Source organism: Rhodococcus ruitaii, from assembly GCF_055230935.1.
Genome location: NZ_JBUYWC010000017.1, coordinates 59450 through 73631, shown reverse-complemented (window position 1 = coordinate 73631; position 14182 = coordinate 59450). Strand labels below are relative to the sequence as shown.

Annotated in this window: 9 protein-coding genes; 6 read left to right on the top strand and 3 right to left on the bottom strand. The window is 67.4% G+C overall.

The annotated features are described in order from the left end of the window. Positions 1 to 64: 64 nt before the first annotated feature. Positions 65 to 2197, top strand: a complete 2133-nt coding sequence (malQ, locus tag ACZI8W_RS21060; RefSeq protein ID WP_463370458.1) for a 4-alpha-glucanotransferase — start codon at positions 65 to 67, stop codon at positions 2195 to 2197. On the opposite strand, the gene ACZI8W_RS21055 is transcribed toward malQ, so the two are convergent. Genes ACZI8W_RS21055 through ACZI8W_RS21045 form a run of 3 tightly spaced genes read right to left on the bottom strand, consistent with a single transcriptional unit; the run spans position 2182 to position 5110 of the window. Further along, entirely contained in the window at positions 2182 to 3978 is a 1797-nt protein-coding gene (locus ACZI8W_RS21055) for an AMP-dependent synthetase/ligase (protein WP_463370457.1), read from the bottom strand. The genes malQ and ACZI8W_RS21055 overlap by 16 nt on opposite strands. After that, positions 3971 to 4462 carry a MarR family winged helix-turn-helix transcriptional regulator gene (locus ACZI8W_RS21050; RefSeq protein ID WP_463370456.1) on the bottom strand — a complete coding sequence of 164 codons (492 nt, stop codon included), beginning with the start codon at positions 4460 to 4462 and terminating at the stop codon, positions 3971 to 3973. The genes ACZI8W_RS21055 and ACZI8W_RS21050 overlap by 8 nt, the downstream gene beginning before the upstream one ends. A gap of 60 nt (positions 4463 to 4522) precedes the next feature. Further along, the gene (locus ACZI8W_RS21045; protein WP_463370455.1) at positions 4523 to 5110 is read right to left on the bottom strand and encodes a DinB family protein; all 588 of its coding nucleotides are present in this window, start codon (positions 5108 to 5110) and stop codon (positions 4523 to 4525) included. A gap of 102 nt (positions 5111 to 5212) precedes the next feature. Between ACZI8W_RS21045 and ACZI8W_RS21040 the strand changes: the two genes are divergently transcribed. From ACZI8W_RS21040 to ACZI8W_RS21020, 5 genes are all read left to right on the top strand, one after another. Next, positions 5213 to 6709: a DUF2397 domain-containing protein gene (locus ACZI8W_RS21040; RefSeq protein WP_463370454.1), complete on the top strand. Its 1497-nt coding sequence runs from the start codon at positions 5213 to 5215 to the stop codon at positions 6707 to 6709. Then, on the top strand, positions 6706 to 7824 hold the full coding sequence (locus tag ACZI8W_RS21035) for a TIGR02678 family protein (protein ID WP_463370453.1): 1119 nt from the start codon (positions 6706 to 6708) through the stop codon (positions 7822 to 7824). The genes ACZI8W_RS21040 and ACZI8W_RS21035 overlap by 4 nt, the downstream gene beginning before the upstream one ends. Then, positions 7821 to 11975, top strand: coding sequence for a TIGR02680 family protein (locus tag ACZI8W_RS21030; protein WP_463370452.1), 4155 nt, complete (start codon positions 7821 to 7823; stop codon positions 11973 to 11975). The genes ACZI8W_RS21035 and ACZI8W_RS21030 overlap by 4 nt, the downstream gene beginning before the upstream one ends. A 64-nt stretch (positions 11976 to 12039) precedes the next feature. Next, positions 12040 to 12534: an NUDIX domain-containing protein gene (locus ACZI8W_RS21025; protein ID WP_463370451.1), complete on the top strand. Its 495-nt coding sequence runs from the start codon at positions 12040 to 12042 to the stop codon at positions 12532 to 12534. Positions 12535 to 12584: 50 nt separating this feature from the next. Then, positions 12585 to 14144: a long-chain-fatty-acid--CoA ligase gene (locus ACZI8W_RS21020; protein ID WP_463370450.1), complete on the top strand. Its 1560-nt coding sequence runs from the start codon at positions 12585 to 12587 to the stop codon at positions 14142 to 14144. Positions 14145 to 14182 lie beyond the last annotated feature (38 nt).

Genomic DNA, 14182 nt, shown 5'->3' with positions numbered 1-14182 from the left:
GGCTGTCGTGTGTCTCCGTTCGTGGTACTGCCTCCGCGGGCGTTTGCTGGCATGATTCCAGAGCGTGACGTCGTCGGACAAGCTTCGCGAACTCGCCGGGCACCACGGAGTGTCCTGCACCTACCGTGGGTGGGACGCCCTCGAACACCGGGTCTCCGACCGAACGTTGCGCTCGATCCTTGCGGCCCTCGATGTACCGGCAGGTTCGGACGTCGAGATCGAGGATTCTCTCGCGGACGTCCCGAACCTACCGTGGCGGCAGATGCTGCCGTCGTCGCTGGTCGTCGTGGAAGGCCACACGCGTTCGTTCGCCGTCCACGTGCCACACGGCGATCCCGTGTCGGTGTGGGTGGTGACGGAAGACGGGGCCGAGGTCGACGCCGACCAGCTCGACGTGTGGATCGATCCGCGGACGGTGGACGGACGGCTCGTCGGCCGGGCCACATTCGAGGTGCCAGACCTACCGCTGGGCTGGCACACGATCCACGCGCGCAGCAACGACATCGAGGCGACCGCGACTCTCGTGGTGACACCGGCTCGGCTGTCCACGGCCGACCGACTCCTGCGCTCCCGACGGTGGGGTCTGGCGGCCCAGTTGTATTCGGTACGGTCACGCCGGTCGTGGGGCATCGGTGATTTCGGCGACCTCGCCGATCTCACAGCGGTGACTGCGGGCCACGGCGGCGATTTCGTATTGATCAACCCGGTCCACGCTGCGGAGCCTCGGCCCCCGCACGAGCCGTCTCCGTATCTTCCGTCGTCACGGCGATTCCTCGATCCGCTGTATTTGCGTGTCGAGGACATTCCCGAGGTCGCCTACCTGCCGCGTAAACAGCGCAGATTGCTCGACGAGACTGCACAGAGCTGTGCGAAAGCAAACCGCAAATCCGGACGCCTGAAGCGGGATCCGACGTTCCGAGCCAAGCTGAAGGTGCTCGAACGAATCCACCGCGTGCCCAGGAGCCCCGCCCGCCAGGCTCGCTACGCGGCGTACCGCGCCGAACGAGGACCGGCACTCGACGACTTCGCATTGTGGTGCGCACTTGCGGAGAAGGCCGGGTCGCGCCACTGGGAGGAGCGGGCGACGGCGCCGGACGACCCGTGGGTGGAGCGTCAACGCATCGTGCTGGCCGAACGCATCGACTTCCACCGCTGGTTGCAGTGGCTGTGCGACGAGCAGCTCGCCTCCGCGCAGAGCGCCGCTCGTGCTGCGGGGATGAACATCGGTGTCGTGCACGATCTGGCGGTGGGTGCGCGGCGTGACGGCGCCGACGCGTGGACGCTCGGCGACGCGCTGGCGTCGGGCGTCACGGTGGGTGCCCCACCCGACGACTTCAATCGGAACGGCCAGAACTGGAACCAGCCGCCGTGGCGTCCCGATCGCCTCGACGAGCTGGGCTATCGCCCGTATCGCGAGATGCTCCGCTCCGTGCTCCGACACGCCGGTGGTGTGCGGATCGACCACATCCTGGGCTTGTTCCGCATGTGGTGGGTGCCGGAGGGACTGTCATCGACCCAGGGCGCGTACGTCCGGTACGACCACGAGGCGATGATCGGCATCCTGGTGCTCGAGGCACACCGCGCGGATGCGGTTGTCATCGGTGAGGACCTCGGGGTGTTCGAGGAGTGGGTCCAGGAGTACCTCGCCGAGCGCGGGATCGCGGGTACGTCGATTCTGTGGTTCGAGAAGGACGGCGACGTCCCCCGGGCGCCCGAGACCTACCGGCAGTTGTGCCTGACGTCGGTCACCACCCACGATCTGCCGCCGACGTCCGGTTATCTTGCCGGGGAACATATTTCAATCCGCTCGAAGCTCGGACTCCTGGAGGGCGACCTGGAAACGGAACTCGCCGGAGCCGCGGCCGAGCGCGACGCGGTACTCGCCCTGGCCCGCAACCGAGGGTTGCTGGGCGATCCAGAGCAGACGACCACCGAACAGGAGGTGGACGCGTTGCATCGGCTCATCGCAGCGAGCCCGTCGGTGTTGCTGGCGTTGTCACTGGCCGATGCGGTGGGTGAACGCAGGAGCCAGAATCAGCCGGGCACCGTCGACGAGTATCCGAACTGGCGTGTGCCGCTCGCAGACGCCGACGGCGAGGCCGTTCTCCTCGACGACCTCGCCGGTCACGAGCGCTTCACCAGCCTGGCCGAGTCGTTGTCCCGGCCGGGCCCGAATGAGGCTCACCGCTTCGTGTAGATACCTTCGATGTCGGCGGCGAACTTCTCGGCTACGACAGTGCGCTTGATCTTCAGTGTCGGGGTCAGCTCGCCGGTCTCCTCGGTGAGATCGCGATCGAGAATGACGAACTTCTTGATGGCTTCGGCATGTGAGACGGTGCTGTTGGCGTCGTCGATGATCGTCTGCATCGCGTCACGCAACGAGGGGTCGTTACGCAGCTCCGCGATGGTGGCGTCGGCCCGTTTGCCGTTCTCCGCCTTCCAATTGTCGAACACCTCGGGCTCGACGGTGAGCAACGCCGAGATGAAGGTCCGTCCATCTCCGAGAACAACGGCCTGCGACACGAGGGTGTGCGAACGCATCCGATCTTCGAGCGGGCCCGGCGAGACGTTCTTGCCGCCTGCGGTGACGATGAGGTCTTTCTTGCGCCCGGTGATGGTGGTGTACCCGTCCGCGTCGAGCAAACCGAGATCGCCGGTGCGGAACCATCCGTCGTGGAACGACTTCTCGGTGGCCTTCTCGTTGCGCCAGTAGCCGGCGAAGAGGACCCCGCCGCGCAGTTCGATCTCACCGTCCTCGGCGATCCGAACGCTGTTGCCGCCCAACGGCTGGCCCACGGTGCCGATCTTCTGCGAACCAGGCATGTTGACGGTGTGCGCGGCTGTCGATTCGGTCAGTCCGTAGCCTTCGTAGATCGGCACGCCGACGCCGCGGAAGAAGTGACCGAGCTTGGTACTCAGCGCACCACCACCGGAGATGGCCATCTGGCACTCGCCGCCCATGGCCTCGCGCAGCTTGCCGTAGACGAGTTTGTCGGCCATGGTCCGCTTGGCCTTCAGGAACAGGCTCGGTCCGCCGTGGTCGAGCGACTCACTGTAGGCGACGGCGGTTTCCTCGGCGAACTGGAAGATCGCCGCGTTGAACTGTCCACCTGCGGCCGCCTTCCCGGCCGCCGCGTCGCGGACCTTCTCGAAGACGCGGGGGACACCGAGGATCATGTGCGGCGAATACCGGGCGAACTGGCTCGACACTGTCCCGAAATCCGCCCAGTGAGACTGCGCCGCACCCCCTTCGAAGCATGCCAGCGACACCGCCCGGGCCAGCACGTGCGCCAGGGGAAGGAACGTGAGGATCCGGTTACCGGGCTTGGCGGCCATCTGACCGATCGGCGCCGTCAGGATTCCGCGGACTTCCGAGATGAAGTTCCGATGGGTGAGAATGCAGCCCTTGGGGCGGCCGGTGGTGCCGGAGGTGTAGACGAGGGACGCGAGGTCATCGACGCGGATGCCCTCGCGGCGAGCGGTGACCTCGGCGTCGTCGATGCCGGCACCTGCAGCGATGAGCGAGTCCACTGCCCCGTCGTCGATCCGGTGGATCTCACCGAGGGTGTCGGGCATGCCGACGAAGAGCGCCTCGTGGGCGGCGGTCTCCACGATGGCAAGGCAGGCACCGGAGTCCTCGAGGATCCAGCGGATCTGCTCGGTGGACGATGAATCGTAGATCGGCACCGATGCCGCGCCCGCAGCCCAGATCGCGTAATCGAACAACGACCATTCGTACCGCGTGGCCGAGAGCAACGCAACACGATCGCCGGGCTGCACACCCTTGGCGATCAACCCCTTGGCGACACCGGCGACCTCCTGCGCGAACCGCGCCGCGGTGACTGCAACCCACTCGTCACCCAGGGGGCGCGAGTACATCACGCGGTGCGGAGTTTTCTCCGCTTGGGTGAATACCGTGTGGACGACGGAATCGTTGTCTGCAACGGTGAACTGGGCGGGGGTCGAGTACTCACGCACTGAAATCTCCATCGTTCTGGTCGGTCGAAGGCAGGGTGGACGGGTCCACACCGGAGCGGAAGCGGCGCAGCAAGCGGATGAACGTGTCGATCTCATCCTCGTCCCATCCCGCCAGTCCTGCGGTGACTTCGTCGTATCGGCGAGCCACTGTGACGGCGAGCACGGCATGCCCCTGGTCCGTCAACGTGAGCGGGTGTCCCAACCTTGTAGGTCCGGAGTCCGCAGAGAGCCAACCCTCGTCGATGCAGTGGCGTACTTGCCTCGACACGGTCGACCGATTGACGCCGAACACCTCCGAGACATCGGTGGCGCGGCAACCCGGATTGCGGGCGATGAACCCCAGAAGCGAATGCTGCGCGAGCGACAGGGAGCTGTCGTCGGACCGTTCCCCGGCAGTCAGGAAGCGCACGAGGTGAACGAATTCGTCGTAGACCTCGATCACTCCGGTCCGATCCGGCGAACCGGACCGCCGTTTCTGTTGCATAGGACAACTATAGTCTCGGTGTGCTCCACGCCTCAAACCAGGGCGCAATCACACCGATGATCAGCGGAAACGGTCGGCAGCCTCCTGCACCTGGGCGTGGTGAGCACGCACCCGCTCACCCTCGTGGTAGGGCGGATTGTCGAAATCCTGCCGCCACCCGACCGAGCCGTCGATCATCTCCCGCACGATGTCCGCATGCCCCGCATGGCGAGCGGTCTCACTGTTCATGTGCACGAGGACTCGGTGCAGCGTCACGCGGCCCCGGCCCCACAACTCCACGTGTGTTACATCCTCGAGCTCGGTCGCAGCGAAAGTTTCCGCAGCATGCTGCCACGAACGGCGATACAGACCCACGAGGTACTCGCGGGACTCGTCGGCAGTGGCCCACATGTCGACATTCGGGCCGGCAGCGTTCTCCGGATCCGTCCAGGGCAGCGAAACTGGGGACGGCCGGCCGAATGCCTCACCGAAATACCCGAATTCACAAGTTGCGAGGTGCTTGACGAGCCCGAGGAGATTGGTGCCGGTCGGCGTCATCGGGCGTCGCGCGCCATACTCGGAAACCCCGTCGAGCTTCCACAGGATCAGATCGCGCGAGACCTGCAGTTGCTCGACGAGGTCGGTCGCAAACCCGTCAGTACCGGTCATGGACTCATCGTAGGCGCGCACCCCACCCTCGCCCCGAGGCTCGGCGACTCCGAACGACTAACCTGTGCGTACCGTGGTGGAAGCGCAGAGGAGGGACGACCGATGGGTGATGGGGGGTCCCGCGGTCTGTTCCGCTACCTGGTCGCCGACGAATCCGACGACTACGTCGCGATCATGAACTACCTCACCGATGTCCTGCTCGCCGACGCTGTCCTGTTTGCCGACGCGACGGCCGCCGACATCGCCGCCACCCTCACCGCCGGTGGACACCGCATCGACCGGGACACCGCAGAGAACCGATGCCGGCAACTCGTCGCGTGGGGCAATCTCGGCGAGGCAGGGCGCGACACCCGCGTCGGATCGATCGGCGACTACATCCGCGCCACCGCCCGCTATCGCCCGACGGTCCTCGGCGGCCGCGTGCACCGCGAGACCTCCGCACTACTGTCGTCACACGACGGTGCCCGCGAGGTCACCCGAGAATCCCTCCCCCGGATCTCCGACGCCCTCACGCACATCGACGCGGCGACCGACACCGGATTCGCCATCGACCCCGACACCCTCGCCGGACACGTCACCGGGGTGTTCGTGCACCACAACGTCTTCACCGACAGCATTGCCGACTTCTACACCTACCTCGCGGAGGCCTCGGCGCGGCCGGATCTCTCCGGCGAGGACTACACCGAGTTCAAGCTCCTACTGCTCGACTACATCGACGTCGTCACCTCCGACCTGAACCGCTACGCAACCCGGATCCACGCGGCAGTGCAGCGCCTGCTCCCCGAGATCGACGACCTGCTCACGGCGCTCCCCGACCCGGGTCTGCCCAGCGACACAGTCACCCGCTCCCCCGGACGCACACGCGACGAATGGGAACAGCTTGCCTCCTGGTACGACGAAGACGCCGGCCCCCGGCAACTGCGAGACGCCGCAGCCACAGCGCTGAACCGGCTGCTCACCCTGACGCGGGGCCGCACCTCGGAGGCCCCCGGTTTCTCCCACCGAGCCGACCTCCTGCGCCTGGCCTCCTGGTTCTCGGAATCCTCGGACGAGCAGGCCCACCGACTCCACGCCGCCACATTCGGTGCGTATCCGAGCCGACACCTGCTACTCGGCCCCGAAGAGCCGGATCCACGGATCGGCGCCGGAACATCCTGGTGGACCGCCGATCCGGTGTCCGTGCCCATCTCGCTGCGCGAACGCGGCGACCGGTCGCCACGCGGCCGGAACGCACGGATCCCCGACCCGACGGCCGACCGATCCCTCATCGTGGCGATGGCCGAACAGGAATCGGACCAACTGGCCGACGCCGTCGCGGAACTGCGCGCAGCGCACGACCTGCACGGCGCACAGATCTCGACGACCGCGCGCGACGTGCTGCTCGACCGACTCGCGGTACTTCTCGCCCGACACCAGGAACTCGACGGCGTATACCGCATCGACGACCACGACCTCGGGCTCACCCTGACCGCCGAACCCGGTCGCGACACCACAGTGCACTGCTCCGACGGCGACGTCACCGTGCACGGCTTGGTCCTGCGCACCTCATCGCCACTCCTCGCGCCCATCGATTCCGCGCCGACGATCGGAGTGTGGTGAGCACCGGTACCGCAGCCCAGGATGCCGCTGGCCGACGCGATGCGGCCCGGGCCATGCTGCAGCGGCCGATCCTCACCGCGCTCCACGACCCAGACGGTTTCGACCTGGTCCGTCGTCACTCCGCGGCACTGCGCGCGATGTTCGCCGACCGTCTCGGCTACACGTTGATCGTGGAGACGGAGTTCGCTCGGCTCGTGAAGACACCGCTCGACGCCGCGGCGCCTCTGAGGCCGCTGCACCGCGCAACCGGCGGGGAGTTCGGCGCGATCGGATACACCTACCTCGCATTGACCGCCGCCGCGCTGCTCGCGCCCGGTCAAAGCGACCGAATTCCGATGACGGTGCTCGTCGAGCAGGTCCGCGCCGACGCCGCAGCCCGCGACATCGAGATCGCCGACGGGCTGGCGGAGCGGCGACATCTCGTGGCCGCCCTGCATGCGTTGATGGAGTGGGGTGTGGTCGGCGAGACCGACCTCGGGGACGATCAGGGCGGGGACGAGGTGATCCTCACCGTCTGTCGGCCGTTGCTACGACATCTCACGGCATTCGCCCTGCACGATCTTCCCGGCCCGTCGGCAGCGATCACCGCACGACCCGAGACGCCGCGACGCCGGTTGTATCGCAGGCTCGTCGAAGATCCGTTCACTGCGCGTGACGATCTCGATCCGGAGGCCCTCGACGTGCTGATCCGTGAGCGAGCCGAGATCGCGCGGCTCCTGGACGAGGACTTCGGCCTGGTCCTGGAGGTCCGCACAGAGGGCGCGCTCGCGTACGACCCGGGCGGCAACCTCACCGACCTCGCCTTCCCCGGATCCGGAACGGTGAACCAGGCTGCGCTTCTCCTGATCTCCGAGTTGGTCGACGTCGTCGCACCCGCACCCGGCAGCGAGGTGCACATCGACACAGCCACCCTGGAGAACACTCTGACCGGCCTCGTCGCCACCCACGCCCGGAACTGGCGCGGCGAGTACGTCCGCGATGTCGCCGCGCTGGGCCGGGACGTCACGGCACTGCTGGTCCGGCTCGGACTCGCACGTTCTCGCGACGACGGATTCCTTCTCGCTGCTCCCGCCGCCCGGTATCGCCCGACCATCTCCGAAGGCCCCCACCCATGACCCACTCGTCCGACGCACCCGTACTCGATAGCGCCACCTCACCACACCCGCAGCGGTGGAAACTCTCCCGCGCGGGGATCGTCAATGTCTGGCACTACCTCGATACCGAGTTCATGCTCAGCGACGGGCGCATGATCCTGCGCGGCACCAACGGCTCCGGAAAGTCACGTGCCCTCGAGATGCTGCTGCCGTTCCTGCTCGACGCGGACCGCAAACGCATGGATGCGACCGGCGCGGGCAAGGTCGACCTCGACGAACTGATGCGGGTGGGTGCGGGCGGACAGAACAACCGGGTCGGCTACCTGTGGCTCGAATTATCGCGCCCCCAAGGGTTTCTCACAATCGGGGCGCAGGTCCGCTACAGTGCGACCGCGCATCGCAGCGAAGTGTATTTCTTCACCGCCGACGCCCGCGTCGGCACCGACCTCCTGCTGGTCGACGAGCATCGGGTGCCGCTCTCGCGCGACGACCTCACCGCCCGTATCGGCGCCGACCGGATCACACGCAGCCCCGAAGAACACCGGGACACCGTCCGCGCGCTGGTGTTCGGCCTGCACGGCGAGTCGGGGCGCGACCGGTACACGGGGCTGCTGCAGCTATTGCACACCCTGCGGTCACCCGATGTCGGTAACCGAATCGACGAAGGCCGCTTACCCCAGATCCTGTCCGACGCACTGCCCCCGCTCAACGAGAACATGCTCGCCGCGGCGGGTGATCGCCTCGATCTGCTCGGAGAGAGCCGCGCAGCGCAGACCAGACTCGAGTCCTCGCTCACCCGGGTCCGTCAGTTCCACGCCGTCTATCGGCGTTACGCTGCCGACCTGCTGCGCGCGAGTGCGGATGCGGCGATACAGGCCGCCGACCGGGTAGCGAAGACCCGGGTGGAAGTCGACGAGGCCGAGGCCGAGGTCGCAGACCTCGACGCTCAGGCAGCCGCCGCCGACACCCGCCTGAGCGAACGACGCGACCAGCTCGCCGAGCTCGATCGCGCAATCCGAGGTCTCGAGTCGCACGCACTGTTTCGCCACGCGGACGATCTGGCTCAGCGGGCTCTCGCTGTCGACGCCCTCGGCCGCGGCGCCGACCAGGCCTTGCAGCACGCCGCCCAAACGAGAGAACACGAGTCCCTCGAAGCCGAACGCGCCGACGCGCACTTGGCCGACCTGCACGACACGGTCACCGGAGCATCCGAGATGCTTGCAGCCGCCAGACTTCGGCTCGCCACCGCGGCCGTAGCGGCCGACACCCTCCCGGAGCGGATCCGCCTCGACATCACGCGACCCCAGGAACATTCGGAACCGGTCCGTGCGCGGAGCGAAGCCGTCCCCGAGGCCATCGGCAGACCCACCGTCGCGCAGGTGCGGCTCCTACCGGATACCTGTGACGATGCCCGCATCGCCGCCGACCATGCAGCCACAGCGGCACGCCGCAGGCGCGATCAGGCGTCCAGGCGACTGTTCGAGGCCCGTCGCCTCGAACTCGCCGAACGCGGGGTGCACGATGCCGAAGCCGAGGCCGAGCGCGCCGCACACGACGCCGAACGCGAGGCTCTCGAACGCGATGCCGCCACCCGCGACCTCGACGACGCCGCCCTCGACCTCGGGCATCGATGGCGTGCGTGGCTCACCTCGGAGCGCACCACCACGTTGCTGCCCCACATCACCCAGCACGGCGCAGCGTTGATGCAACGTCTGATGGACGCGGTGGAATCGCTCTCCAGCGACGACCCCGACCCTGCGGCGACCGACACGGCCCTCACGGAACTCATCACCCTCACCCGGAGCACAGCACCCGGAAACCTGGGCCGTGCAGCAGAGACCAGTGCGGTCGATCACCGCAGCACGACCCGCACCGCGTTGAGATCGACGCTCCTCGAGGAACAACGCCGCCTCGAAGCCGAGGACGCCGGCCCCGCAATGGCCCCGTGGCGCAGCCCGCAGAGCGGGGTTCCGCTGTGGAGAGCCGTCGATTTCGTCGACACCCTCGGCGACGACGACCGGGCCGGCATCGAATCTGCGCTTTTGGCAGCGGGTTTCCTCACCGCGACCGTGGACGGGGAAGGTCGGCTGCGCGCTTCTTCGGGACAGATCCTCATCTCGCCACGCGGCGAACCTCCGCGTCAGCCGCTTTCGACGGTCCTCCAGCCCGACCCGACTTCCGATATACCGGTCGAGGCGGTCGCCTCGGTACTCTCCTCGGTCGGGTTCGAGGATGCCTCGGCATTCGCCTCCGTGTCCCGCGACGGTCGCTGGCACAACGGTGTCCTGCGGGGGCGGCACACCGCGGAGGCGCCCGGATTCATCGGTGAGGCTGCCCGCAGCAGAACCGAGGCCGCGCGTCGGTCCCGGCTGGACGAGATCACCGGTGAACTGGCCCGTCTGGACCTCGCCGAGCAGCGGCACGCTGTCGACCATCGCACCGCGCCGATCGGCAACGACGAACTCGACGCGCACATCGCATCCGCCCCCACCGCGCACGCACTGCACCGGGCATATGCGCGGTCCCAAGTGCTCGCCGAACACGCGACCCGACGTACCGAAGCCGCCGCCCACGCTCGCGAGCGGGCCTGCACGCTGCGTTCCCGGTGGGCATCCGACCTCGAGTCCCACCGGACCGCCTGCACCCATTTCGGATTGCCGACCGGTGTCGCCGACCTCGACGCGACCGTCGTGGCGTGTGCCGAAGCCGACGCCGCGTGCACGGCTCTTGCCCGCGAGATCCGCGATGTCCTCACCGAGTACGACCGGTTCGGCAGGTCTGCGCGCGCGGTCGCCCAGGCGGTCGAGCGGCGTGTACATGCCGAGGAAGCGGCCGAGTCCCGCTGGCACGAGTGGCACGACCGGGCAGCCGTGGTCGCCGCACAGATCCAAGCGGTCGACATCGAGGTCGCCGACCTCGCGGAGGAGCTGCAGAAGTCGGAGACGGAACGAGCCCGCACCGACGAGAAGTGTCGGCGCACTCTTGCTCACCGCGAGCAGCTCGGTAAGGCTGTGGCAGCGGCTATGCAACAGGCTTCAGCGGCGCAGGAACGCCTCACCCGTCACCGCGAGGAGCTCGAGAGCGCGGCGGGTGTGCTGGGAGCGCAGCTGGCTGTTCCCGCTCTGTCTGCGGCTGCCGATGTCGAGTGCTACCCGATCGCACACCTCGACGACGCGCAACATGTACGCGAGGCCGCCGAGAACGTGCTGACGGCACTGCCCCGGCCGACGGATACCGGTGAGAACCGGATCCTCGCAGCGTTGCAGCGATTCGATCGGGAGATCTCCGATCAGCTCGATATCGAGCACACAGTGGACTCGGGTGCCCATGTGGTACGCCTGTCCGGCGCGGGTACCGACACCACCCCGACGGGTGTGCTCGCCCATCTCACGGCCTGTGCAGAAGAGGGCCGGACCGCGCTGTCCCAGCGTGAACACGATGTGTTCACAGGGTTCGTGCTCGGAGGCGTCGCAGACGAACTCCGCAGGCGGATCACGCAGGCCGCGAACTTGATCGCAGCGATGAACGTGAGTCTCGCCGACAGCAGGACCAGCCACGGAATCGGAGTCCGCATCGGCTGGTCGCCGGTCCGTGAGGATGCCGACGCGGCACGCATCACCGAGCTCCTCACCGACAGCGCGCGGTCGATCGGCGACAGCGATGACCTGATCGAGCTGCTTCGTCACCGCGTGGAGGTCTCGCACGACAGCGATCCGTCGGCCGGGTACGCGGCGCATCTGTCGCGGGCGTTGGACTACCGGACGTGGCACACGGTCGATGTCACCATCATCGGCCCGGAGCCGAATCAGGAGCGCCGCATTTCGAAGCGGGCCAAGATCTCCCAGGGAGAAACCCGGTTCGTGTCGTACGTCGCACTGTTCGCGGCGGCAGACGGATATCTGTCGGGGTTGCCCGACACCGGTCTCGCGCTGCGGATGGTGCTGCTCGACGACGCATTCGCCAAGATCGACGAGCCCACGATCGGTGAGCTCATGGGTCTGCTGGTACGCCAGGACATCGATTTCGTCATGACCGGGCACGCACTGTGGGGGTGTGTTCCGCAGGTACCTGCCCTCGACATCTACGAGGTTCGGCGTCTGGGCGACAGTTCCGCCGTCACGACCCGCGTCCACTGGGACGGACGCAGCCGGCACATGCGCACCGACTCCTGATTCGTCGGATGCTGCCTCTGGTCGGATGCTGCTCCTGGTCGGATACTGTCCTACTCTCGTTTCCGTGACAGTCCCGAACCTCCGCCATTCGGTCCGCGCGCTTCTGGTCGACCCTGACGACCGGCTCCTGTTGTGCCGCGCGTGCACACCCGACGGCCTCACCGTGTGGATCACCCCCGGCGGCGGCATCGAGGACGGTGAGACGCGGCTCGAGGCGTTGACGCGTGAACTCATGGAGGAAGTCGGTTTCCGACTCGACGCCGAGCCCCCGCACGTGTGGCATTCGACGATCGTCTCGCCCGATCACGTGCCGGGCTTCGACGGGATCATCAACGACTACTATCTGATCCGCACCGCCCCGTTCGCCCCGAGTCCCACTCTGACCGCCGCCGAACTCGCAGCCGAGAACCTCTCTTCGTTTCGTTGGTGGTCAGTGCCCGAACTCGCCTCGTACACCGGTCCCGATCTGCTCGGTCCGCGGTCGCTCGCCAGCGACTACCCGCGATTGCTCCGCGGACCCGTGCCGGATCGCCCCATCGATCTGTCTCCTCCTCGATAGGCCGCGCGACCGCTATTCTCTGTGACACAGACCACACAGAGGAGTCCTGTATGTCCGCGTCGCACTCGCCCACGCTCATTGATCGCCTGGACCATTGGGCACAGACCATCCCCGACTCCCCCGCGGTCCAGTATCTGGACCGGTCGCACAGCTGGCGCGAATGGCACGACCGGGTCCGGCGTCTCGCGGGGGCACTCGCCGCGGCCGGGATCGGTGCGGGCGACACCGTCGCATTCGTCGACAAGAACAACCTGGCATGCGTCGAAGTGACCTACGCGGCGTCGGCGCTGGGCGCGGCCAATGCGATCCCCAACTTCCGGCTGGCCGGGGACGAACTCACGTTCATCCTCCGCGACTCGAACGCGACAGTCCTGTTCGTGGGCGCCGAGTTCGCCGACCTGGTCGGATCGATCCGTGAGCACCTCGGCACGGTGACGAAGGTCGTCGTCGTCGGTGGCGACGACGACGAGTTCGAAGCCTTCCTCGCATCCGGCGACCCGCAGCATCCCCTGCCGGACGTCGCGCCCGACACGACCGCGCTTCTGCTGTACAGCTCCGGGACCACGGGGCGCCCGAAAGGTGTCCAGCTGACCCACCGGAATCTGGCGGCGCATGCGGAGGCGATGCTGTCGATTCTTCCGTTTCGCGACCAGGACTGTCTGCTGGTTGCGATGCCGCTGTTCCACGTCGGAGGTACCTGCTACGCGATTATCGGCATCCACGACGGCCGACGATGCATCTTCACTCGTGAAGCGGACGCGCCGTCACTGTTCGGTGGGATCGCAGCCGGCGCGAACGTCGCATTCCTCGTCCCGCCCGTGATCTCGGGGGTCCTCGCCGCGGGCGACCAGGCGATCGCCGCATTGTCCCGGCTGAAGCGCATCACCTACGGCGCCGCCCCGATGCCGCTGCCACTGTTGCGTGCAGCGCTCGCCGCATGGCCGGACTCCGAATTCGTTCAGGTCTACGGCATGACCGAACTGGCCGGGGTGATCACGGCGCTGATGCCCGATGTGCATCGCGACCCGTCGCAGGAGCGGCGGATGGCGTCGGCGGGCACCCCGATTCCGGGCGTCGAGATGCGCATCGTCGATCCGGTCAGAGGCGCCGATGTTCCGGTGGGGTCGGTCGGCGAGTTGTGGTGGCGGTCGGCGCAAACGACACCCGGGTACTGGGGCAGGCCCGACGCGACCGCCGAGACCATCGTCGACGGCGGCTGGCTCCGCAGCGGCGACATGGGACGCGCCGACGAAGGTGGCTTCGTGTTCATCGAGGACCGGCTCAAGGACATGATCATCACCGGCGGTGAGAACGTCTACTGCCCGGAGGTGGAACGCGTTCTGGTCGAGCATCCGGCGGTTGCAGAGGTCGCGGTCATCGGGGTGCCCGACGAGAAGTGGGGTGAGACGGTCAAGGCCATCGTGGTGCTCACCGCCGACGAGAAGGCCGATGAGGAGGAACTGATCGACTACGCTCGGGCGCGTCTCGCGAAGTTCAAGTGCCCGAGCAGCATCGACATCGTCGGGGACCTGCCCCGCAATCCGACGGGGAAGATCCTCAAACGGTCGCTGCGCGCCCCTTACTGGGACGGACGCGAACGAAGCATCTGACGCAGAAGTCGGGGCCGGGAACCCCGGCCCCGACTATC